The following is a 22,218-nucleotide window of genomic DNA, read 5'->3' on the forward strand; positions in this document are numbered from 1 at the left end:
GAAATGGTCAAGCTGCTTGACTGTATGGAGCTATGGTCAAGCGGCTTGACCAATCCGTCAAGGGTGTTTCAATGCCTCCGTGCAGAACTCAGAAGCCATGGCCCTGTCCGCCAGCCTGCTCGCCGTCGCCGGTGAGCTCACACAACGCATCCATGACGGTGTGGTCGCCCGGGGCTTCGAGGGGCTGCGGCCCGCCCACGGTTTCGCGTTCGCCCGGCTCGCCCCGGACGGTGCGACGGTCACCGACCTCGCCGCGCATCTCGGCGTGACCAAGCAGGCGGCGAGTCAGTTGGTCGACGAGATCGTGCGCAAGGGCTACGCCGAGCGTCGGCCGCATCCCGATGACGCGCGCGCCCGGCTGATCGTGCTGACCGGCCGGGGGTGGGCCTGCACCCGTGCGGCCGAGGAGGCTGCCGCGGATGCCGTGCGGGCTTGGGTCGAGGTGCTCGGTGAGGGTGAAGTGCGGGCGATGCTCGGGCAGTTGGGGCGAATCGCGCCCTATGGCCCCATCAGGCCTGCCTGGTGACGGTTCATCAGCAGTGGTGAAGCGCCCCTTACTACCACTGGAAGTTTTTACTGACGCGTAACTTCACACCTGTACTACTCGCCCGTAACTTGACGAGTGAACAGCATCCTCGTGATCCGGATCACAGGGTAAGGCCGTCGCACCTCCCTTGAGCCGCAAGGAGATCACACGATGCTGCCCTGGAAACGCGCGTTCAGACCCCTGGCCGCGCTGCTGCTGACCACCGCGGTCGCCGTCGTCCCCGCCGCCACCACCGCCCAGGCGGCCGAGGCGGCGGCGACCTCGAACAGTGGCTGGAACGACTACTCCTGCAAGCCGTCCGCCGCCCACCCCCGCCCCGTCGTCCTCGTGCACGGCACCTTCGCGAACTCCGTCGACAACTGGCTGGGACTCGCGCCCTATCTGGAGGATCGCGGTTACTGCGTCTTCTCCCTCGACTACGGGCAGCTGCCGGGTGTGCCGTTCTTCCACGCCCTCGGCCCCATCGACAAGTCGGCGGAGCAACTGTCCGCCTATGTCGACAAGGTGCTCGCCGCCACCGGCGCCGCCAAGGCCGACCTCGTCGGCCACTCACAGGGCGGCATGATGCCCCGCTACTACCTCAAGTTCCTCGGCGGTGCCGCCAAGGTGAACGCCCTCGTCGGCATCGCGCCCAACAACCACGGCACCACTCTGGCCGGGCTCACCAACCTGCTGCCGTACTTCCCCGGTGCGGAGGACCTGCTCTCCGCGGCCACTCCCGCCCTCGCCCAGCAGGTCGTCGGATCCGACTTCATGACCAAGCTCAACGAGGGCGGCGACACTGTCCCCGGCGTCCGCTACACGGTCATCGCCACCAAGTACGACGAGGTGGTCACGCCGTACCGGAGTCAGTTCCTGAACGGGCCGGACGTAAAAAACGTCCTGATCCAGGACCTGTGCGCGGTCGACATATCCGAGCATGCGTTCCTGGGGCTGACCGACCGGATCGCCTTCCACGAGGTGGCCAACGCACTCGACCCGGCGCGCGCCACACCCACCACATGTGCGTCGGCGATCGGTTGAGCACGTGAGCACGTGAGCGCGGGACGCCCCGCCGGGGTCTGACCGGCCTGAGCCGCCGGTCAGACCCCGGAGCCTTGGGTGTCCGCGGCGTCAGCGGCGTCAGCGGCCGTGGCGCCCGCCGGCCGCCGCCCGCCTGCGCATCGACGCGAACAGGACCGCCGACCCGAGCGCCAGAGTCGCCGCACCGCCCATCGCGAGATACGCCGTGCCGCTGTCCCCGCCCGTCTCGGCGAGGTTCTCGGTGGCGCCGGCGGCCTTCGGCCGGTTGGCCGGGGCGGTGGACCGGTCCTTCTCGGCCGCCGCGACCGGCTCCGCCGACGTACCGGCGTCCTGGTCACCGTGGCCGTGGTGCTCGACCGTCGACTCGTCGGCACCGTCCTCGATCTGCTCCTCGGAGGGCGCGGAGGCGCTCGGTGCCGCCGAGGCCTCGCCACCGGCGCCGCCACCGCTGCCGCCGCCCCCGAACGTGACGTCCGAGCAGGAGTAGAACGCCTCCGGGCTGTCCGAGCGCTGCCAGACCGCGTACAGCAGTTGCTTGCCGGAGCGCTGGGGCAGGTGGCCGGAGAAGGTGTAGAAGCCGCCCGCGGCCGCCGGGTCGGTGGCCGTCGCCACCGGGTTCGCCAGGTCCAGGTCGTCCCAGGCCAGCGGCTGGGTCGGGTTGTAACCGGCCTTGGTGAGGTACACCTTGAACGTGCCCTTGTGCGGGGCGGTCACGCGGTACTTGAAGGTGTACGACCCGCTGCTCACGCTCGTCGCCGGCCAGTCGGCGCGGGCCAGGTCGAGGCCCTTGAACGCGTCGCTGTTCGCGCTGCACAGCTTGCCGTCCGGGATCAGCTCCTGGTGCCGGCCGGCCGCGTCGCCGATGCGTATGCCGTTCCAGTCGTAGAGGGCCTGGGTGCCGCCGGCCGCGACCGCCGCCTTGCAGGCGGCGGACTTCGGGCTCTCGGGGCCTTCCGCGTGACACTGCGAGACCCGGCTGACCGGATCGCCCATCGAACCGTGCGCCGAGGCGGGGGCACTGGCGAGCGCGGTCAGTGTGAGCGGGGTCAGGCCGAGGACGGCGACGGCGGCGGCCTTGCGGCGTGCGGGCATGGAAGATCTCCTCAAGGGGGCTCTGACGCGTGGGGTGAATCCCGTGGGGGCGATCAGAAGCTAGCCCGAGGAAACCGCGAAATCGCCTGCTGGAGGCGGGTGATGGCGATCTTTAGGGTCGCCTTAAGGGAGTGTTCGGACTGCGATCAGGTAGGTACCGTCGCGGTATGACGGACGACGACATCAGGCCGGCGGTCGCCGCCGACGTATCCGTGGTGAAGGCCGTGACCGACGCCGCCTACGACCGCTATATCGAGCGCATCGGACGGGCGCCCGTGCCCATGCTGGCGGACCACTCGGCGAACGTGGCCGAGGGGAAGGTGTTCGTGGCGGGCGATCCCGTGATCGGGCTCGTCGTGCTCGAGGTGCACGAGGACCATCTGTTCCTCGACAGCATCGCTGTCCACCCCGACGCGCACGGCAGGGGCGTGGGGCGACGGCTGCTGCACTTCGTGGACGCACGCGCGCGTGCGCTCGACCTGCCCGAGATCAGGCTCTACACGAACGCCCTGATGTGGGAGAACCAGAAGATCTACCCGAAGTACGGCTACGAGGTCGTCGAGCGTCGCGTGGACGGCCCGTACGACCGCGTCCACTACCGCAAGCGGCTCGGCTGAGTTGTCTCAGTCGACCAGCAGGGCGTTTCAGCCTTCCGGCCACCAGGTCCGCGCGATGTCCTTGCGGACCTCCGGTCGTCCCGAGGAGGACTCGTCCGCCTCCTCCCGGAGCCGGCGGGCATCCGTCTTCCTCTTCAGGGGCTTCTGCACGGTTACACGGCGCATGGCTGCCTCCTTCAGGGCCACCGAGTTCCGCGTTGTCACGGAGGTAGACCCTTTTGGCGAGAGTTCCTCATCGCCGCTGGTCCTGTCAGTGGCGGCTGTCACCATCCGACTGTCAGTGGCGGGTGTCACTCTTGGCCCATGACGAACGGTGAACACGCCATCACAGAGGCGGGCATGGACTGGGACGCGGCGGCCGCCTCCTTCGACGACGAGCCGGACCACGGCCTGCGCGACCCCGAGGTGCGCCAGGCCTGGGCCTCCCGACTGCGGTCCTGGCTGCCCGCGCGCCCGTCCGACGTCCTCGACCTCGGCTGCGGCACCGGCAGCCTGTCGCTCCTCGCGGCCGAACAGGGACACCGGGTCACCGGGGTGGACCGGGCCCCGGCGATGGTCGACCTCGCCCGCGCCAAGCTCGCCGGGCGGGACGCGGCGTTCCTCGTCGGTGACGCGGTGGTGCCACCGGTGGGGGAGGAGCGGTTCGACGTGGTGCTCGTACGGCATGTCCTGTGGGCCCTGCCCGACCCGGGCCGCGTCCTGCGGCACTGGCGCGGGCTGCTGCGCCCGGGAGGGCGGTTCGTGCTGGTGGAGGGGGTGTGGGGGACGACCGTGCCGTCGGTCGGTATACCGGCGGCACGGCTCACCGCTCTTCTTGCACCCCTCGCCCGGGACGTGCGCGTGGAGCGACTGTCCGGTGACGCCCGGCTGTGGGGGAAGGACGTGGACGACGAGCGGTACGCGGTGGTGGCGGGGGCGGCCTGACCCAGGGGGTGGTGCCTTCGGCAGCTGTCCCAGCAGGTCCAGCAGGTCCAGCAGGCCCAGCAGGCCTTCGGGAACTATCCGAGCAGCCCCGCGAAGCCCTCCCCGCGCGCCAGCGCCTCCAGTGCGTCCAGCGCGGACACGGCGGCCGCGGCGGCCCGCGGATCCGTCCGCGGGAGGCCGCTCTCGGCGAACTCGTCCTCGTCCAGACGGCGTACGTCCGAGCCGTCGGCGGAGCACCACAGGTCCAGGTCGAGGTCCTCGACGACCAGCTCCGCGCCGGACAGCGTGGCCGGGCGGGTGATGTCGCAGTACCAGCCCTTGAGGGCCCCCGTGGCGTCGCGGACCTCCTTCACGGCGTACCAGCGGTCGCGCCAGTAGTACTCGGTGAAGACGTCGCCCGGCTCGAAGCGGACGAAGCCGAAGTCGCGGACGCCGGCGCCGGACCAGGGAGCGCGGACGGCGACGCGGGTGCCGTCGTCGGCGAGCAGTTCGGCCTCGTAACGGATCTTCGTACGGCCGCCCTTGACCAGGACCACGTCCAGCACGCGGGCCTGATCAGCCGAGTTCGCGGACATAGCGCACCTCCGTCGCGCAGATCTCGTACCCGAACCACTTGTTGATCGCGAGCATCGGGCCGTTGCCGGTGTCGTTGCCCGTGAACGCCTCCGTGAGCCCGGCGGCACGGGCGCGGTGCAGGGAGTCGTTCTTGGCGAGCTTGGCGAGGCCGCGTCCGCGGAAGGCGCGGGCGGTGCCGGTGATGACCGTGCCGTACCGGGTGCCACCGTCCGTGCGGGCCACGCTGAAGGCGACGGGGCGGCCGTCGGCGACGGCGACGGAGGTCAGCTCGCGGCTGAGGAGGGGGTGGTTCCAGGTCTCCTCCAGCCAGGCCTCGTAGTCCGTGAACTCGTAGGCGACGTCGCTCGGTTCGTCCGACGCCGCCTCCGCGTCCAGCTCGAACAGCGGGCGGGGATCGTCCGCGAAGTCGGCCCCTGTGCGCAGCTCCACGCCCGGGGGCGGGGCCTGGAGCGGGGGCAGGGTGCCGTGCGCCAGGTCCAGGCGGAGGAAGTGTGCCGAGCGGCTCTCGCGGTAGCCGTGCCGTTCGGCGAAGGCGCGGTTGCCCGGTGCGTCGAGGATCCAGGCGAACAGCCTGGTCGCTCCTCGCTCGGCCAGGTACTCCTCGGCGGTGCGGACCAGCAGCGTGCCCGCGCCGCGGCGGGTGCGCTCCGGGTGGACGTACACGTTGACGTAGGCCTGGCCGGGCTCCGGGCTGTCGTTGACGAGCCCGACCTGGGCGGTGCCGATCACCTCGCCGTCCTCCTCCGCGACGAGCGGCCGGTAGTGGGCGTCCGGGTGGATGTGGGCGGCGTCGTAGGCGATGGACTCCGGGGTCACCAGAAAGAAGGGGAGGGCGAGGTGCCGGACGTGGGCGAAGCCCTCGACGTCGGCTCGGACCTCGGGACGCAGGGGGCGCACGGTGATAGTCATCACGGCGCACGCTACTGGCGGGATCCGCCGGGCTGCCTCTCATTTTCCGGCAGGTACGGGACAATCACTGCGTGACCTTGAAGATCCACATCGACGACAGTGCGGCGCCGTACGAGCAGGTGCGGGCGCAGATCTCCGAGCAGGCGCGATCGGGGGTGCTGCCCGTCGGGTACCGGCTGCCCACGGTGCGAGGGCTGGCGGAGTCGCTCGGACTGGCGGCCAACACGGTCGCCAAGGCGTACCGGGCGCTGGAGAGCGACGGGGTGATCGAGACGCGCGGGCGCAACGGCACGTTCGTGGCCGCCGCCGGCTCGGCCGCGGAGCGTGAGCTGGCCTCGGCCGCGCAGGCCTACGTGGAGCGGGCTCGCAGGCTTGGGCTCGCGGAGGCCGACGCGTTGGCGGCCGTACGGGATGCCCTGCGGGCGGCATACGGGGAGTAGTCAGCGGCGTGCAGCCAACTCCGGCGTGCGGGTGACCGTGAGGCCCGCTCGCGTCGCCGCCCTCCCGAAGACCACCGCGTCCTGCACCGCCGCCCCGCCGGGGTCGTTGTTGAAGTACGCGTACATGTCCTCGGCGTCGGACCAGGTGGTCGCGATCCGGTCGACCCAGGTCTCCAGGGAGCGTCGGCCGTAGCGGGGCCAGGGGCGGGCGCGGCCCTCATGGAAGCGGACGTACCCCCAGTCCGTGGTGCGCCACAGCGGGGTCACCGGCCGGGCCTGGACGTCGGCCCAGCACAGGGCGGCCTCCCGGGACTCCAGGACCTCGCGGATCTCCGGCGTCCACCAGGACTCGTGGCGGGGCTCGACCGCGATCCGCGTTCCGGACGGGAAGCAGGCCAGGCAGGCGTCCAGGAGCTCGGGGTCGGCGCGCAGAGTCGGCGGGAGTTGGAGGAGGACCGGCCCCAGTCGGTCGCCCAGCCCCGCCGCGTGGGACATCAGACGGTGGACCGGCTCCTCGGGGTCCTTGAGGCGCTTGATGTGGGTGAGGTAGCGGCTCGCCTTCACCGCGACCACGAAGTCCCGCGGCACCCGTTCACGCCAGGCCTCGAAGTTCTCCCGCGTCGGCAACCGGTAGAACGCGTTGTTGATCTCCACCGTGGCGAAGCACTCCGTGTACTCCTCCAGCCACCGGCGCATGGGCACATCGGGGGGATAGAAGGCACCCCGCCAGTCCTTGTACTGCCATCCCGACGTCCCGAGGAACAGGGTCATACCCCCATGAAAGCACCGGAGGGCTAGAGGTACAGCCCCGCGTCCGCCCCGTCCCGCGGCTCCGGCAGCGACGTCGGGGAGGTGCCCCGCTTCAGCGCGTACAGCTCCGCCAGCGTGGCCCCCTCCCGGCCGACACCCTGGTCGGTGCCCAGCCAGTTCACCGCCTCCCCGCGCGTCAGCGGCCCCACCTCGATACGGGCCAGACAGCGGCCGGGGCGGACGACGGCGGGGTGGAGCCGCTCCAGGTCCTCGTTGGTCGTCACGCCGACCAGGACGTTACGGCCCTGGCCCAGCAGGCCGTCCGTCAGGTTCAGCAACCGCGACAGCGCCTGGCCCGCCGTGTGCTTGGCCTCGCCGCGGATCAGCTCGTCGCAGTCCTCCAGGAGCAGCAGCCGCCAGCGGCCCTTGCCCGTCGCGTCCTCCTCGCCGATCGCGATGTCCATCAGATAGCCGACGTCACTGAACAGCCGCTCCGGGTCCAGCACGCAGTCCACCTGGCACCAGTCCCGCCAGGAGCGGGCCAGCGTCCGCAGCGCCGACGTCTTGCCGGTGCCCGGCGGGCCGTGCAGCAGGAGCAGACGGCCCGCGATGTCCTCCGGGGTCGTCTTCATCAGCCGGTCCATCGCGTCCGCGACCGGCGCGGTGTAGTTGGCCCGCACCTCGTCCCAGGTGCCCGCCGAGATCTGCCGGGTCGTGCGGTGCGGGCCGCGCCTGGGGGAGACGTACCAAAAACCCATGGTCACGTTCTCCGGCTGCGGCTCGGGCTCGTCCGCCGCGCCGTCCGTGGCCTCGCCCAGCACGCGCGCGGCAAGTTCCTCGCTGGTCGCCGTCACCGTGACGTCGGCGCCCCGGTTCCAGCGGGAGACCAGCAGGGTCCAGCCGTCGCCCTCCGCCAGCGTCGCGCTGCGGTCGTCGTCGCGGGCGGTGCGCAGCACCCGGGCGCCCGGCGGCAGGAGCGTCACCCCGGGCCGTACGCGGTCGATGTTCACCGCGTGCGAGTACGGCTGCTCGCCCGTCGCGAAGCGGCCGAGGAACAGCGCGTCGACGACGTCGGACGGCGAGTCGCTGTCGTCGACGTTGAGCCGGATCGGCAGAGCGTCGTGTGGGTTCGCAGACATGCGGCCATGATCCGTCACGCGGCGGCCCGGTGCACCCGGTTTCCGCGGCACGTACCGCCAAAGGTCCAGAGTGACGAAACCCGCCCGAGCGGCTGTCGCCCCCGTTACCGTTGTCCTTGATGGGACGTCATGGGTGGAATTCGGGGGCACGGCGGTGGCGGCTCACCGCGCTGCTCGGTGTGGGCGTGGCCGCTCTGGCCCTGGTGGTGACCCTGCTCAACACGCTTCCCGGAAACGGCGCGAGCACCGAGGGCACCACACGCGACGGCGACAAGGTGCACGGCAACCCGACCGCCACTCCGGACGCCACGAACCCCGAGGTCGGCTGGGGATTCACCCACACCCAGTACAGCGCCGACGAGGGCGCCGCCGCGGCCGTGCAGCGCGTCGAGGGACGGCTCGCGGACGCCGGGGGACTGCCGCAGATCCAGCACATCATGGGCTGGGGCGCCGACAACCCCGAGCCGGTCCAAGGCCGTTACGACTTCGAGGCCACGGACCGCCGTATCGACTTCGTCCGCGCCTCCGGCAGCACCCCGGTCGTCACCCTGTGCTGCGCCCCCGACTGGATGAAGGGCGGCAGGGCCGGCGTCGACAACACCGACTGGAGCCAGGCCGCCCTGGAGACGGCGCCCGAGCCCGAGCACTTCGAGGACTTCGCCGCGCTGGCCGTGACCGTCGCCAAGCGCTATCCGGACGTACGCCACTTCATCGTGTGGAACGAGTTCAAGGGCTTCTGGAACGACGCCGAGGCCCGCTGGGACTACGAGGGCTACACCCGGCTCTACAACCTCGTCCACAAGGCGCTGAAGAAGGTCAACCCGGACATCATGGTCGGCGGCCCGTACCTCGTGATGGACAGCGTCGACCCGCGCGCGGAGGAGGCCTCGACGGCCCTGAAGGGCAGCTGGGGCGCCCTGGACCAGCGCATCGTCGACGCCTTCGCGTACTGGAACGAGCACAAGGTGGGCGCCGACTTCGTCGTCGTGGACGGCTCCAGCTACACCCGGGACGACGAGCTGCTGCCCGACGAGTTCACGGCCACCGACAAGTTCACGGCCGTGGGCCAGTGGGTGCGGCGGCAGACCGGTGACCTGCCGCTGTGGTGGGCCGAGTACTACGTCGAGCCCGCCGACGGCAACGACGACCGCAAGGGCTGGTCCGAGGCCCGCCGCGTCGCCGTCCAGGCCGCCGGAATGATCGCGCTGGCCAAGGGCGGCGCCACCTCCGGCTTCTACTGGAACCCGCAGGAGGAGAAGGGCACCGAGTGCGCCGGCTGTCTGTGGACGCCGACCGACACCGCGGGCGGCGGAGAGAAGCTGCCGATGTACGACCTGGTCTCCCGGTTCGGCACGGAGTTCCGGCCCGGCACCGAGTACAAAAAGGTGTCCGTGGACAAGCCCGACGTCCGGGTCCTGGCCACGGACAAGACGGTCCTCGTCGTGAACACCCTCGACCGGCGGACCAGCGCGAAGATCGACGGCAAGAAGATCGAGCTGCAGGCGTACGAGGTGAAGTGGCTCAAGCGCTGAGCCACTTCACCTCCGCGGGACCGTCTGCCTGCCCCTGCCCGATCGGCTATTCGATCGTCAGGAACCGCTGCACGAGCGAGGCCAGCAGCACCGCCAGCAGCGGCAGCGAGAACCAGAAGCTGCTCTGCAGCCACCGCAGTTGCCGCACGCTCGGCGGCACCGCCACCCGGACGACCTCGCGGGCCATCAGCAGCACGATCAGTGCGAGCGCCGCGAGGCCCCCGATCACCGACCACGGCGTCCAGGTCACCTGCGGCCCGATCGGACCGGGATCGGCCTTCGGCACCTCGCCCGCGGGCTGCTTCCGCAGCGCGTACATCGTCACGTCGGCGTTGACGAAGACCTTCTTCAACTCCTGCCGCCTGTCCAGGTTCTGGATCAGCCGCGACTCCCAGGTCGCCGAATAGCCCACGTCCATCCGCAGATAGATGACCTGACCGCGGTTGATCATCAGATACGAGTTCGGGCCTGCGTCCTTGAGCGACTTCACCAGCCCCGAAACCAGCACCGGGTCGATCGGCGCCGGCGTCGGCAGGTACTCCACCTTCTCCATGTCCCGCGAGCCCCACGGCATCGACGGCGTGACCACGTTGACCGGGTCGTCGCTCAGCCACAGCAGTCGCAGGCTCGGATCGTCATGGGCGTACACGTACTCCATGGCGGCGACCTCGCCGGGCCGCACCCGCTCGAACGGCTCGTTGCCCCAGCGGGCCACCAGGAAGCCGCCCATGAGCACCAGGCCCGCCATGAGCGCGGCCAGCGGGGCGAGGCTCACCTTGTCCTTGTCGCGCTCCTTGGCGGTGACGCCGGTGCGCGGGAAGAGGGCGAGTCCGGCCAGCAGGGCCGCGCCGGGCAGGGCGAACATGAAGACCCGCAGCGCCATCTCGCCTCCGTAGGACTGCATGCCGAAGCCCAGGAACGGCACGAAGGTGAGGACGAGCAGCGAGCGCTCCCGGTAGTGGTGGAAGCGCCGGCGCCACCAGCCCCAGCAGGCCATCGCCATCACGCTGCCGGCGAGCAGCACGCGTGTGTACAGCACCAGCTTGTGGGTGGAGCTGCCGCCCTCGATACGGCCGGAGACGGAGGACGACACGTTGCCGCCGACGCCGCCGACCCCGCCGAAGAGTTCGTCGAAGTGCCCGGACCAGTACGGCTCGGCCATGAAACCGATCCAGACCGTCACCATGACGCCGAACAGGATGGGCAGGCCGCGCAGTTCGGACTTGCCGATCAGGACGAGCGCCGTCAGCACGCCCAGCATCACGAACGGCGTGAGCTGGTGGGCCGGGACGCTCGCCGCGAACAGCCCGGTCACGACCATCAGCAGCACGGCCCGCTGCCGCCGGTCCGTCGGCTCGACCTCGACCTCGCCGGGCCGCCGCTTCGTCCAGATCACGTGCGGCGCCCGGAACCAGACCAGCAGGATCGCCGCGAACACCAGGTACAGCAGGTAGGTGAAGCCTTGCGGCGAGAAGTAGTCCTGCCCCACCCAGCCGCTGAGCACGAAGATCCAGCTGCCGGTCCACTTGGCCCGCCAGCTCGCCCGCATCGAGCGCACCAGCAGGAACATCGGGACCAGATAGAGGAGTTGCATGGTCAGCGGCCACCAGCGGATGACCTCGGTGAGGTCACCGACCCCGCACGCCTTCGCGGCGAACGCGGCCACCGCGAAGAAGCCCGGCCAGCTCCAGCGCGCGTCCAGGTCGGGCACCGCGGACCCGGTGCGGTCGATGTAGTCGAGGAAGCCCAGGTGCTGCCAAGCCGTCGCGAACCGCGGCTCGGTCTCGGTCAGGGCGGGCAGGGAGTGCAGCGACACGACCGTCGCGACCAGGGTGACCAGCAGCAACGCCCTGTGCTCCCGGCCCAGCCACAGCAGCGAGGCGAACACCACCGCCAGCAGCGCGGCCCCCACCAGCGTGGGCAGCGGCAGCACGGAGATCAGCCCGAGCCCGCCCATCCCGTCCAGATCGGCCTCGCCGAGCCGCAGCGCGGGCACCCAGTACAGCAGCAGCGCGGCGATCAGCAGACAGCCGAGGACCACTCCGAGGCGGGTGGGCAGCAGCCGCTCACGCCAGGTGAGCGAGGACGCGTCGGGCTGTCGTACGGCCTCTTCGGGCATGGGCGGCTCTTCCCGTACGGCGGACTCCTGCCGTACGACGGCCTCCTCCCGTACGGCAGCCTCCTCGTGCTCCTCCGGTACGGCCTCGTCGCGCGCGCCCGAGACGTCGAAGTCGACCCCGAACGGCGCGTCCACCTCGGCGGGCCCCGGCGAAGCCTCCGAGCCCGGCTCGCTCCCCCACTCTCGAATTCGCTCGAGCGGGGGGACCCCCATCTCGGCCGGCAGCCCGACCTCGGCCTTGCGGGCCCAGGTCGGGCGGTGGTCCGGCCGGTGTTCGAGGCGTACCGGCGGTGTGCCCGTGGGCGGCGTACCCGGCCCCGGGCGGACGTCCGGGCGGCGTTCCAGGTGGTCGAAGTCGACGTGGATGCCGAGCGCGAGGGTGTCCGTGTCGAGCGCCCAGGCGGGCATGCGCCCCCGCGCCCCCTCGGAGACCTCGGGCGCCCCCAGGTCGGCGAGGTCACCGTCGGGGGCCGCGTCCTCCGGGACCTCGGCCGACGTCGCCTTCGCGGTCCGGTACAGCTTGGGCGCGGCGATCGCGACGATCACCGCGAGGGAGACGATCTCGGCGACACCGGCGCCGGTCAGGCCCATGCGCGGAAGCAGCAGCAGCGTCAGGCCGAGCACCAGGGCGCACAGCAGGCCCTGCAGCCAGGCCAGTCCGGCGGTGCGGCTCTGGGCGCGCAGGACCGCGAAGTACGTCTCCATCACGACCCGCAGCAGCGCGCCGACCGCGAACCAGCGCAGCAGCGGGGTCGCCGCGTCCGCGTAACCCTGGCCGAAGACGCCCAGGATCCTGGGCGCCCCGAAGAACAGGATCGCGGCGACCGGCACCATGATCCGCGCCATGCGCCTGAGCGCGGCCCGGGTGTTGGCCGCCAGCCGCCCCGGATCGTGCGAGCCCTCGACCGTGAGGGAGGCGCCCATGTTGATGGCGAGCAGATTGACCGTGCCGCCTATGGTGGCCGTGATGTAGAAGTACGCGTTGTCCTCGGCGGAGACCTGCGCGGCCACGATCACCGGGATCAGATAGACCACGGCGAGGGAGAACAGCGAGCCGGTGTAGTCGCCGGCCAGGAACCTCCCGATCTCCTTCAGGGACGGCGGACGGGCATGCTCCTCGGTCGCCTCCTCATGGCGCGGCACCAGGCGCCGGAACACCAGCCAGCCCAGCGGCAGCACCGACACCGCGATCGCCGCGACCCACGACACGAAGACACCGGCGGTGGGGATCGCCACCGCGAACGCCAGCAGCAGACCCAGCTTCACCGCGGAGAACACGGTGTTGCCGACCGGCACCCACACCGCACTGCGCAGCCCGGTCAGCACGCCGTCCTGGAGCGTGAGCAGGTTCCAGGCGACGACGGCGACGACGAAGAAGAGCCCGCCCGCCGCCCCGTTCAGGAACCGGTACGACGGCCCCCACAGGTCCAGCGTCAGCAGGAAGACGCCCGCGGCCAGTGCCACGATCACGCAACTTCCCGCGTACGTCCGGAAGATGAGCCGGCCGCTCCTGCGGCCCGCCACCGGGATGAAACGGGCCAGCGCGCCCGTCAGCGCCACCGCGGTCAGACCCGCGAGGAACTTCATCGCGGCGATCGCGGCGGAGCCCTGGCCGACCGCGGTCTCGGAGTAGTAGCGGGCCGCGGCCAGCCAGAAACCGAGCCCCAGTACGGCGGAGACGCCGGTGTTGATCATCAGGGCGTAGGCGTTGCGGAACAGCTGACTGCCCCCGGAGGGCCCGCCCAGGCCGGGCAGGCGAAGCCGGCGCCCCGACTGCTCGGGCGCCGTCGCGTCGGTCGATGCGGGCTCGGTCGTGGTCGTCGTGTCAGACACGGGAACGGATGGCCTTCCGGCGGACCTGTCGGGCTCTGCGGACCACGGCGTACCCCTTGGTCAGGGCACGGTCCCTGGCGAAGGCGCGGGTGATCGCACGGCCCTCGACCATCCGCCGGAACTCCTCGACGCCGGTGCCTCGGCGCACGGTGAGGCGGGTGAGGGCGTACGGCCCCTGCCGCCGCCGCGCGAGGCCGTTGTTGACGGCGAGCGCCTGGGCGTACCCCGTCTCGTGCACCGCCTCGCGCACCCGGCGGCTGGAGTAGCCGTACGGGTAGGCGAACGAGGCCGGGACGGTGCCGAGTTCGTCGCTGATGATCTCCTTGCACAGAATCAGCTCGGAGCGCAGCCTGCCGTCCGGGAGCTGGTCGAGCTGCGGGTGGGTGTGGCTGTGGCCGCCGATCTCGACGTCCGCCTCGACGAGTTCGCGGACCTGGCCCCAGTCGAGCATGGTGTCCAGTCCGCCGCTGGTGTCGTGCGGGCCCTTGAGCCAGCCCGTGGAGACGAACAGCGTGGCCGGGAAGCCGTGCTTGGCGAGCACGGGCAGGGCGTGCCGGTGCACGCCCTCGTAGCCGTCGTCGAAGGTGATCAGCACCGGCCGCTCGGGCAGCGGTCCGCCCGAGCGCCAGCGCGCCGCTAGATCGGCCGTCCTGACCGGGGTCAGGCCCAGGTCGCCGATCAGCGCCATCTGCTCCGCGAACGCCTCCGGCGCCACCGACAGATCGCGGGTGGCGTCGTTCGGTGAGGTGGAGACCGCGTGGTACATGAGAATCGGCACGCGCGCGTCGCTCATCTGATGCCCCCCTCGACGCCGGCTTCCCCCTCGCCGGCTTCCCTGTCGACCCCGGCCACCGAGTACGCAACGCCGCCCCGGCGCGCCCGGACACTCCCCACCACGTACCCACCGGCCGCCGTCAGCACCCCCGCGACGATCGCGCCCGCCCGCCCCGCACCGCCCGGCCGCGCCAGCACCGCATCCCGCAACCCGCGCGCCACCCCGGCCGGCAGCACCCGGGTGGTGTACCGGCGCTCGGACTCAAGTCCCTTGCCGGCACCCACACTTCGGGCCACCAGCGCCTTCGACAGACCCTCGGCGTACGTACGCGTGCGGAAGTACCGGAAGTGCTCGCGCGCTCCGGGCACCCGGTGGTGGATCACCGCACGGTCGTCGATCAGCAGCACCGCGTCCGGGCGGGCCCGCGTCAGCCGGATGCACAGCTCCGTCTCCTCGCAGCCCAGCGGCAGCCGGTCGCCGTCGCGCCCGATGCCGGAGGCGAAGCCGCCCGCGAAGTCGAACGCCGTACGCCGGAACGAGGCGTTGCCGCCGAGGACGTTGCGCACCTTCACCCGGCCGCGCGGCAGGCCGCGGTAGGTGCAGCCGACCACCCAGTCGAACTCCTCCGGGAACCAGGCCGGCCGGCGCCCCGACGCCCAGATCGGCTCCGTGCGCCCGCCGACGGCCATGACGTGGGGATCCGCGTACCCCGCGGCGAAGTGCCGGAGCCATGCGTGCTCGGCCACGGCGTCGTCGTCGAGGAAGGCGATCACCTCGCCGTACGAGGCCGCGATGCCGGTGTTTCGGCCCGCGGACAGCCCGCGGGGGCCCGCGTTGGCGAGCACCCGCACACCGGTCGCCTCTTTGTATTCCTTCGTCAGCCGGTCCAGGAGCGCCTCGTTGTGGTCGACGACCAGCAGCGTCTCCAGCGCCGGATACGACTGCGCCCGCACCGAGGAGACCGCCGCGAGGATGTCCTCCCAGCGGTCCTCGGTGTACACGCAGATCACGACGGAGATGTCGGGTCCGCTCAAGACGCCTCTCCCCGCACCGAGTCGAGCATCGGGGAGTGGTTCCTGCGGCTGCGCAGGGCACGCCGGTTGGAGCGCTCCTTGAGGATCACCTTGAGCACCCGCAGCCCGTCCCGCACGGCCCGCAGATTGCTCGTGCCGTGGATGCGGAGGTACTCGTGGCTCGGGATCTCCTGCACCTTCAGACCCGCCTTGACGACCCGGATGTTCATCAGGGTCTCCACCTCGAAGCCGGTGCAGTCGAGGTCGATCTTGTCCAGGCAGTGCCGCCAGAACGCGTTGTATCCGTAGCAGAGATCGGTGTAGCGGGCGCCGAACTTGCGGTTGACGGCCGTGCACAGCGCCCAGTTGCCGAGCTTGCGGATCGGCGTCATGTCGTCGGTGCCGCCGCCGTTGGCGAAGCGGGACCCCTTGGCGAAGTCCGCGCCCGAGACGAGGGCGGAGACGTACGACACGATCTCCTGGCCGTCGGCCGAGCCGTCCGCGTCGACCATCACGATGATGTCGCCGGTGGCCGCCTCGAACCCGCTGATCAGGGCATCCCCCTTGCCCTTGCCGCGCTGCCGCACGACCTTGACGTCCGGCCACAGCTCACGGGCCACTTCGACGGTGTTGTCGGTGGAGTTGCCGTCCACCAGGACGACTTCGTGTATCCAGTCCGGGAGTGTCTTGAAGACGTACGGCAGATTCTCCGCCTCGTTCATGGCCGGGATCACCACGCTCACCGGTGGCGCGATGGCCAGGTGCGAGGAGACGGGCCGGTACTTGCCGGCTGTTGACGGATCTTGGTCTGCAACCGCCGGGCGCAGAACAGAACTCATGAGTCTGGTCCCTCTCGTCCGGTGGACCGCCCGCCCCTGGGCGGCCCGGTATTTTGTCCGGTTCGAAAGGGGGGTTCTCACTCACGGCACGGAAGACCGGCTTTCTCGTAACTGGCTTTCTGCTGACTGGCTTTCCGTGTACGTGAAGTGAGCTGGCAAATCTGACCGACCGCCGCCCAAACGGCAGCCGGTCGCGCGGCACGACTCGGTCACACATGCGAACACGGTCACCGAGCACCCCCCTACCGCGCCCCGCGCCGGGACTGTCGCGGTCCTTGAGCCCTCCCCTGAGCCGCTGATGACAGTCCGATGCGCGTGAGATGTACGACGGTATTGATGATTGAGCCTGTATGGCAAGAGCTGGAACGAGCTCTCACGTTTTTGTTGGTTTGACCGGATTTGCCTGCCTGGAGCGGATCCTCCCCATGCGCTTGAGCAGCCGGTCCGCCGGTTCGAACAGCTCCGGCCGGGTCTGCACGGTGTTGCGCAGCGCCCGGACCGGGGCACGGCGTGCCCGGTGTCCGAACGCGACCGGGTGACGCCGGGTCACCCACCCCTCCGACACCATCAGCTCGCGTGTCTTCAGGGAGTCCTTGTACTCCTTCTGGCCCCGGCCGAGATCGAGATAGGCGATGCCGTCGGCGGCGGCCGCCTCGGCCATGCGCAGATGCAGCACCAGCCCCGGCGAGTACTTCGAGAACGCCGGGTCGTAGGCCGGGAACCAGCAGGCCAGCACCCGTTCGGTGCGCAGCCCGAAGTGCGCGGCGATCGGCTTGCCGCCCGCGTACAGCACCGACAGGATCCCCGCGAACGGCTCGGAGCGGGTGTGGAACAGCTGATCCACGAGCCGGGTGATCCACTCGTGCGCGAAGCGGTCACTGCGCCCGGTTCTGCGGTACTGCGCGGACTTCCAGGCCATCAGCGTGCGCAGCGCGGCCGGATCGCGCTCGTCGTGCACATACCGCACACCCTCGTGGTCCCGGCCCAGCTTGCGCTCCTTGGCGAGCGTCGACTTCGTGAACTTCGGCGAACGCTCCCGGAGTCGGCTCAGATACGCCTCGTACCCCTGGTCGACGTCCATGACCGGGGACGGGAACATGCCGTTCGCCTCCGCCTCGAACGCCGCCTGGCCCGCCACCAGGTGGTCGAACTCCCATACGGCGAGCCCGCTCGCCCTCAGCAGCTCCCGGGCGTCCCAGGTGAACCCGGGCCGGTGCACCAGACCCTGGGCGTCCGAGACACCGAGGCCGATCGCCCGGCCGACACCGGCCGCCGTCCGCTGGAACGGGAAGAACGCGGCCGGCTCACCACCCTCCCGTACGACCGCGATCCGCACCCCGCGCCGGCAACGGCCGACCGCGAGCGCGAACTCGGGGGACAGGAACGGGTTGGCCAGCTCGGGCGAACCCTGCAGATGGGCCTTGGACTGCATCGAGGTCCACGCCGCCCGGTCGGCGGAGCTGAGCTCGCCGGGACGGTACACGCTGATGTCCACGTCAGTCAGTCCGCCTTCGCGTCGTACGGCCGCGCAGCCGCCGCAGCAGGACCAGCAGGAGAATGACGGCGCTGATGGCGGTCACGGCCACGATCCCGCCGCGTACCGACCACCGGTGCACGGCGAGCATGCCCTGGGCCACCAGCATGTTGACGACGACCGCGCCCGCGACCGAGGCGACGGTCCGGCCGAAGGGTTCCAGTCCGCGCAGCGCGGCGGCGATCGCCGCGGCCGGTGCGGCGAGCAGGAAGAACAGCGTGAACGGGCCGCGCAGCGGCGAGCCCGAGTCGACCAGCGCGAGCACCGCGCCGAATCCCCCCGCCGCCGTGGCGGCGCCCGCGAGCAGCGGTGCCAGGTCCCTCCCCGGTCCTGGTCGCACACGCTCGCTGTCCTGAGCCTCGGCTCTGGATGAAGCTGTCTTGATACGTGCCTTGATACGTAAGGTCTGCATTGGCGACTTTGCCCCCCGAAGCGCCGGATGCCGGGCTTCAATGTGGCTCAGCTCCGTGGGGGCCGTCAAGACGTCCCCCGGAGACGGCGGGCGTCTCCGGGGGACGGGTCGTTCAGCTTGTGCGGTGTGCTGTGACGGGAGTTGTCACGGGAGCCGCTACGACACGAGCTTCAGCAGCCGGTTCGGCGAGCCGCTGCCGGGGCTGGTGACCACGTTGGTGGTGGCGCCGCTCGTCAGGGCCGACGCGACCGCGGCCGGGGTGGCCGAGGTGTGGCCCGCCAGATAGACGGCGGCCGCGCCCGCGACGTGCGGGGTGGCCATCGACGTACCGGAGATGGTGTTCGTGGCGGTGTCGCTGGTGTACCAGCCCGCCGTGATCGAGGAGCCGGGCGCGAAGATGTCCAGGACCGAGCCGTAGTTCGAGTAGCTGGCCCGGGCGTCCGAGCTGGTGGTGGCGCCGACCGTGATGGCCTCGGTGACCCGGGCCGGGGAGGAGGACGAGGCGTTGGTGGAGCTGTTTCCGGCCGCAACGGCGTAGGTCACGCCGCTGGCGATGGAGTTGCGCACGGCCGTGTCCAGAGCGGTGGAAACGCCGCCGCCGAGCGACATGTTGGCGACCGAGGGACCCGAGTGGTTCGCCGTCACCCAGTCGATGCCCGCGACCACGCCCGCCGTGGTGCCCGAGCCGCTGTTGTTCAGCACCCGGACCGCCACGATCTTCGCGCTCTTGGCGACGCCGTAGGTCGAACCCGCGATCGTGGTGGCCACGTGGGTGCCGTGCCCGTTGCCGTCCTGGGCGACGTTGTCACCGTCGACGGCGTCGTAGCCGTTGGTGGCCCGGCCGGCGATCTGCTGGTGCGTGATGCGGACGCCGGTGTCGATGACGTACACGGTCACGCCGCTGCCCGCGGTGTCCGGGTAGGTGTAGGTGCCGGACAGCGGAAGCGAGGTCTGGTCGATGCGGTCCAGGCCCCAGGGGGCGCTGGACTGCGTGGCGTCCATCTTGACGCGCTGGTTCTGCTCGACCGTGGCCACCGCCGGGTCGGCGGCGAGTCTCTTGGCCTCGGTCGCGGAGAGGGTGGCGGCATAGCCGTTCAGCGCGGTGCCGAACGTCTTGTTCACCGAGCCGCCGTACTCCTTGATCAGGCTCTTGCCCGCGCTCGAGGCGGCCTTGAGGCCGGCGTTCTTCTTGAGCGTGACGATGTAGCTGTCCTTGATCGCCGTGAGGGAACCGGCGGCCAGGACCTTGCCCTCGGCCGGGGCGGCCTGGGCGGGGAGGGACGTGAGTCCGCCGACGAGGGCGGGGGTCGCCAGGCTGGTTATCGCGGCGAACCGGAACTTCTTGCTACGCAGTTGTGCCATTACGAGGGAGTCCTCCTCCTGGCGGCGCGCATGGGTGGTGCGCGCACATGTGGGGGGTGCGCGCGTCCTCGCACGCACGGCCCGGAACAGCGCGTTCCCGTTCCGAGCCGAGGTAAAGGATCTGTGCTCCGGTCATGGAGGACAAGGGAGTTGACGACCTGTCAACAATTCTGTCATGAACACGAAATCAAACCCATGGGCAACTCATGGGTGGCGACCCGCGATGACCGGAAAAGTCTTGGCATGGACACTTCCCGTCAACACGCGTAGTTGGTACGACGGTTATGGCAGAGATCCTGCTATAGGGAGGTTCCATGAGACGTTCCCGATTTACCGCATACGTCGCCTCACTCCTCCTCGCCGTCAGTGCCGCCCTCACCGGGACCGCCACCGCGCAGGCCGCCGACACCGCTGCCACCGGCGGCTATGTGGCCCTCGGCGACTCCTACTCCTCGGGCCTCGGCGCGGGCAGCTACATCAGCTCCAGCGGCGACTGCAAGCGCAGCACGAAGGCGTACCCGTACCTGTGGGCCGCCGCGAACTCACCCTCGACGTTCGACTTCACCGCCTGCTCCGGCGCTCGTACGAGTGATGTCACGGCCGGTCAGCTCGGCCCGCTCAACTCCACCACCGCACTCGTGTCCATCACGATCGGCGGCAACGACGCAGGCTTCGCCGACATCATGACAACCTGTGTGCTCCAGTCCGACAGCGCCTGCGTCTCACGGATCAACACCGCGAAGGCGTTCGTCGACTCGACGCTGCCCGGCCGCCTCGACACCGTCTACACCGCCATCCGGACCAAGGCCCCGTCCGCCCATGTGGTCGTGCTCGGCTACCCCCGCTTCTACAAGCTGGGCGTGTCCTCGTGCCTCGGCCTGTCCGAGACCAAGCGCAGGGCGCTCAACGAGGCGGCCGACTACATCGACGCCGCGACCGAGAAGCGAGCCCTGGACCACGGGTTCACCTTCGGCGACGTGCGGCCCACCTTCACCGGGCACGAAATCTGCTCCGGCAGCTCGTGGATGCACGCCGTGAACTGGCTCAACATCCCGGAGTCGTACCACCCGACGGCCGCGGGCCAGTCGGGTGGTTATCTGCCGGTGCTGAACAGCGTGGCCTGATCTCCCGGGACGCCGGCTCTCCTACGAGCTCGGCGACACGGTAGGTGAGGGCGAGACCCCGCCCGTCGGGGTCTCCGTCACGCACGTCACCGAGAACGGCACCGAGTCGGACGTGGTCTCCACCGGGTCGCGGACCTCGACACTGATCTCGTTCTCGAATGTCCCGCTCTCGTCGTACGTCGTCACGAACGCCCTGTCCTGCTTGGTCCGTTCACCGCCCTCCGGGAACGACAGGGTCTTCCAGCCCGAATCCATGACCTCGCCGTCCTTGGACACCCAGCGATAGCTGACCTCGGCCGGCAGCCGCCCCACCGTGAACGTGGCCGTGAAGGACGGCGCCTCGCCGCTCGGCGGCGGACAGGACCCGGAGTACTCCGTGTCGGCCCCCGCCAGCGTCACCTTCACGGACTGCGGCGCCGGAGCGGTCGTACGGCTGCTGCTCGGGCTCGGTGTCGGGCTCTCGTCCCCGCCGGAGGTGTTCTCGTCCCCGGTCTCGGTCGGCGCGGTCGGGTCGCTCACCTGGCTGGTGGTGTCGCCGCCCGCCTCGTCGCCGTTGCCCTCGCGGTTGAGGAGGGCGTACGTCAGACCCGCCAGAGCCAGTGCGAGGGCGGTGAGGCCCGCGATCAGGGCGACGACGGCGCGGCGGTTGCGGTCGGGACGGTCGGGACCGTCGGGTCTCGTGGCGGAGGCAGGGGTGCCGGTGAAGGGATAGGTCGGCGTGGGCGGCGGGACCGGGGCCGTCGGGGCGGTCCGCCCCGGTGCGGGGAAGGCCGCGACGGTCGGCGCGTAGGGGCCCGCCCCCGCGGTGTCCGCGCGAGGAGTGCCGCCCGCCCCGATGATCCGCAGGTCCTGTTCGGCCAGGTCGGCCGGCAGCCGTTCGGCCGGGTCCTTGCGCAGCAGCCCCTCGATGACGGGGGTGAGCGGACCGGCCCGGCGGGGCGGCGGCAGCTCCTCGTCGACGATCGCGCGCAGGGTGCTCAGCGGGGTGTCCTGGCGGAACGGGGAGTTGCCCTCCACGGCCGCGTAGAGGAGTACGCCGAGCGACCACAGGTCGGACTCCGGGCCGGGTGTGCGGCCCAGCGCCCGTTCCGGGGCGAGGAACTCGGGCGAGCCGATGACCTCGCCGGTCATCGTCAGCGCGGAGCTGCCCTCCACCATGGCGATACCGAAGTCGGTGAGGACGACCCGGCCGTCGTTCGACATCAGCACGTTGGCCGGCTTCACGTCCCGGTGCAGCACCCCCGCCTCGTGCGCGGCCCGCAGCGCGGCCAGCACCTCGGCGCCGACGTGCGCGACGCGCTGCGGGCTCAGCGGACCCTCGGCGTCCAGCAGCTCGGCCAGCGAGATACCGCGGACCAGCTCCATCACGATCCAGGGTCTGCCGTCCTGCGTGGCCACGTCGTACACCGTGACGACATTGCGGTTGGCGACCCGCGCCGCCGCCCATGCCTCGCGCTCCAGCCGGGCGTACATCCGCTCGACCTCCGGCCCCGGCAGCCCGTGCGGCGCCCGCACCTCCTTGACGGCGACCTCGCGGTGCAGCAGCTCGTCGCGGGCCCGCCACACGGTGCCCATGCCGCCCTCGCCGAGCGGGGACAGGAGGCGGTAGCGGCCCGCGATCAGACGTTCACTGCCCGATTCTTCGGACATGAGCCCCC

At 70.8% G+C, this 22,218-nt stretch carries 21 protein-coding genes; 7 read left to right on the top strand and 14 right to left on the bottom strand.

Features of this window, described 5'->3' with window-relative positions; translation table 11 throughout:
- Positions 1 to 79: 79 nt before the first annotated feature.
- Entirely contained in the window at positions 80 to 526 is a 447-nt protein-coding gene (locus QQM39_RS36210; RefSeq protein WP_302001799.1) for a MarR family winged helix-turn-helix transcriptional regulator, read from the top strand.
- Between the two features lie 171 nt (positions 527 to 697).
- Positions 698 to 1,570, top strand: coding sequence for a triacylglycerol lipase (locus QQM39_RS36215; protein WP_302001800.1), 873 nt, complete (start codon positions 698 to 700; stop codon positions 1,568 to 1,570).
- Positions 1,571 to 1,669: 99 nt separating this feature from the next.
- Here the strand turns inward: QQM39_RS36215 and QQM39_RS36220 are convergent, their stop codons facing one another.
- Positions 1,670 to 2,662 (bottom strand): lytic polysaccharide monooxygenase, encoded by a 993-nt coding sequence (locus tag QQM39_RS36220; RefSeq protein WP_302001801.1) that lies wholly within the window; start codon positions 2,660 to 2,662, stop codon positions 1,670 to 1,672.
- Positions 2,663 to 2,829: 167 nt separating this feature from the next.
- Here QQM39_RS36220 and QQM39_RS36225 point away from each other — a divergent pair, with 167 nt between their 5' ends.
- Positions 2,830 to 3,279 (top strand): GNAT family N-acetyltransferase, encoded by a 450-nt coding sequence (locus tag QQM39_RS36225; RefSeq protein WP_302001802.1) that lies wholly within the window; start codon positions 2,830 to 2,832, stop codon positions 3,277 to 3,279.
- Positions 3,280 to 3,306: 27 nt separating this feature from the next.
- Here the strand turns inward: QQM39_RS36225 and QQM39_RS36230 are convergent, their stop codons facing one another.
- Positions 3,307 to 3,444: a hypothetical protein gene (locus QQM39_RS36230; protein WP_302001803.1), complete on the bottom strand. Its 138-nt coding sequence runs from the start codon at positions 3,442 to 3,444 to the stop codon at positions 3,307 to 3,309.
- Between the two features lie 138 nt (positions 3,445 to 3,582).
- On the opposite strand from QQM39_RS36230, the gene QQM39_RS36235 reads away from it, so the two are divergent.
- Positions 3,583 to 4,203 (top strand): bifunctional 2-polyprenyl-6-hydroxyphenol methylase/3-demethylubiquinol 3-O-methyltransferase UbiG, encoded by a 621-nt coding sequence (locus QQM39_RS36235; RefSeq protein ID WP_302001804.1) that lies wholly within the window; start codon positions 3,583 to 3,585, stop codon positions 4,201 to 4,203.
- 74 nt (positions 4,204 to 4,277) lie between these two features.
- Here QQM39_RS36235 and QQM39_RS36240 read toward each other — a convergent pair whose 3' ends face one another.
- Positions 4,278 to 4,778, bottom strand: a complete 501-nt coding sequence (locus QQM39_RS36240) for a DUF402 domain-containing protein (protein ID WP_302001805.1) — start codon at positions 4,776 to 4,778, stop codon at positions 4,278 to 4,280.
- Positions 4,759 to 5,688 carry a GNAT family N-acetyltransferase gene (locus QQM39_RS36245; RefSeq protein ID WP_302001806.1) on the bottom strand — a complete coding sequence of 310 codons (930 nt, stop codon included), beginning with the start codon at positions 5,686 to 5,688 and terminating at the stop codon, positions 4,759 to 4,761. The genes QQM39_RS36240 and QQM39_RS36245 overlap by 20 nt, the downstream gene beginning before the upstream one ends.
- A 71-nt stretch (positions 5,689 to 5,759) precedes the next feature.
- Here QQM39_RS36245 and QQM39_RS36250 point away from each other — a divergent pair, with 71 nt between their 5' ends.
- The gene (locus QQM39_RS36250) at positions 5,760 to 6,128 is read left to right on the top strand and encodes a GntR family transcriptional regulator (protein ID WP_181449789.1); all 369 of its coding nucleotides are present in this window, start codon (positions 5,760 to 5,762) and stop codon (positions 6,126 to 6,128) included.
- Here the strand turns inward: QQM39_RS36250 and QQM39_RS36255 are convergent, their stop codons facing one another.
- Positions 6,129 to 6,899: a DUF72 domain-containing protein gene (locus tag QQM39_RS36255; RefSeq protein ID WP_302001807.1), complete on the bottom strand. Its 771-nt coding sequence runs from the start codon at positions 6,897 to 6,899 to the stop codon at positions 6,129 to 6,131.
- Positions 6,900 to 6,922: 23 nt separating this feature from the next.
- On the bottom strand, positions 6,923 to 8,035 hold the full coding sequence (locus QQM39_RS36260) for a DUF5925 domain-containing protein (protein WP_302001808.1): 1,113 nt from the start codon (positions 8,033 to 8,035) through the stop codon (positions 6,923 to 6,925).
- Between the two features lie 101 nt (positions 8,036 to 8,136).
- Between QQM39_RS36260 and QQM39_RS36265 the strand changes: the two genes are divergently transcribed.
- On the top strand, positions 8,137 to 9,549 hold the full coding sequence (locus QQM39_RS36265) for a xylan 1,4-beta-xylosidase (protein ID WP_302001809.1): 1,413 nt from the start codon (positions 8,137 to 8,139) through the stop codon (positions 9,547 to 9,549).
- 46 nt (positions 9,550 to 9,595) lie between these two features.
- On the opposite strand, the gene QQM39_RS36270 is transcribed toward QQM39_RS36265, so the two are convergent.
- From QQM39_RS36270 to QQM39_RS36300, 7 genes are all read right to left on the bottom strand, one after another.
- The gene (locus tag QQM39_RS36270) at positions 9,596 to 13,501 is read right to left on the bottom strand and encodes a lipopolysaccharide biosynthesis protein (RefSeq protein WP_302001810.1); all 3,906 of its coding nucleotides are present in this window, start codon (positions 13,499 to 13,501) and stop codon (positions 9,596 to 9,598) included.
- Positions 13,494 to 14,294, bottom strand: a complete 801-nt coding sequence (locus tag QQM39_RS36275; RefSeq protein WP_302001811.1) for a polysaccharide deacetylase family protein — start codon at positions 14,292 to 14,294, stop codon at positions 13,494 to 13,496. Before QQM39_RS36275 ends, QQM39_RS36270 begins: the two co-directional genes overlap by 8 nt.
- On the bottom strand, positions 14,291 to 15,310 hold the full coding sequence (locus QQM39_RS36280; RefSeq protein ID WP_302001812.1) for a glycosyltransferase family 2 protein: 1,020 nt from the start codon (positions 15,308 to 15,310) through the stop codon (positions 14,291 to 14,293). Before QQM39_RS36280 ends, QQM39_RS36275 begins: the two co-directional genes overlap by 4 nt.
- Positions 15,307 to 16,128, bottom strand: a complete 822-nt coding sequence (locus QQM39_RS36285; protein WP_302001814.1) for a glycosyltransferase family 2 protein — start codon at positions 16,126 to 16,128, stop codon at positions 15,307 to 15,309. Before QQM39_RS36285 ends, QQM39_RS36280 begins: the two co-directional genes overlap by 4 nt.
- Before the next feature lie 373 nt (positions 16,129 to 16,501).
- The gene (locus QQM39_RS36290) at positions 16,502 to 17,623 is read right to left on the bottom strand and encodes a GNAT family N-acetyltransferase (protein WP_302001815.1); all 1,122 of its coding nucleotides are present in this window, start codon (positions 17,621 to 17,623) and stop codon (positions 16,502 to 16,504) included.
- A 1-nt stretch (position 17,624) separates the two neighbouring features.
- Positions 17,625 to 18,002 (bottom strand): hypothetical protein, encoded by a 378-nt coding sequence (locus QQM39_RS36295; RefSeq protein WP_302001816.1) that lies wholly within the window; start codon positions 18,000 to 18,002, stop codon positions 17,625 to 17,627.
- 228 nt (positions 18,003 to 18,230) lie between these two features.
- Positions 18,231 to 19,436, bottom strand: a complete 1,206-nt coding sequence (locus QQM39_RS36300) for a S8 family peptidase (RefSeq protein WP_302001817.1) — start codon at positions 19,434 to 19,436, stop codon at positions 18,231 to 18,233.
- Between the two features lie 314 nt (positions 19,437 to 19,750).
- Between QQM39_RS36300 and QQM39_RS36305 the strand changes: the two genes are divergently transcribed.
- The gene (locus QQM39_RS36305; RefSeq protein ID WP_302001818.1) at positions 19,751 to 20,560 is read left to right on the top strand and encodes an SGNH/GDSL hydrolase family protein; all 810 of its coding nucleotides are present in this window, start codon (positions 19,751 to 19,753) and stop codon (positions 20,558 to 20,560) included.
- 21 nt (positions 20,561 to 20,581) lie between these two features.
- On the opposite strand, the gene QQM39_RS36310 is transcribed toward QQM39_RS36305, so the two are convergent.
- A complete protein-coding gene (locus tag QQM39_RS36310; protein WP_302001819.1) occupies positions 20,582 to 22,210 on the bottom strand; it encodes a serine/threonine-protein kinase in 1,629 nt (542 codons plus the stop codon).
- Positions 22,211 to 22,218: the final 8 nt, after the last annotated feature.

The organism is Streptomyces sp. DT2A-34 (genome assembly GCF_030499515.1).
Classification (GTDB): Bacteria; Actinomycetota; Actinomycetes; order Streptomycetales; family Streptomycetaceae; genus Streptomyces.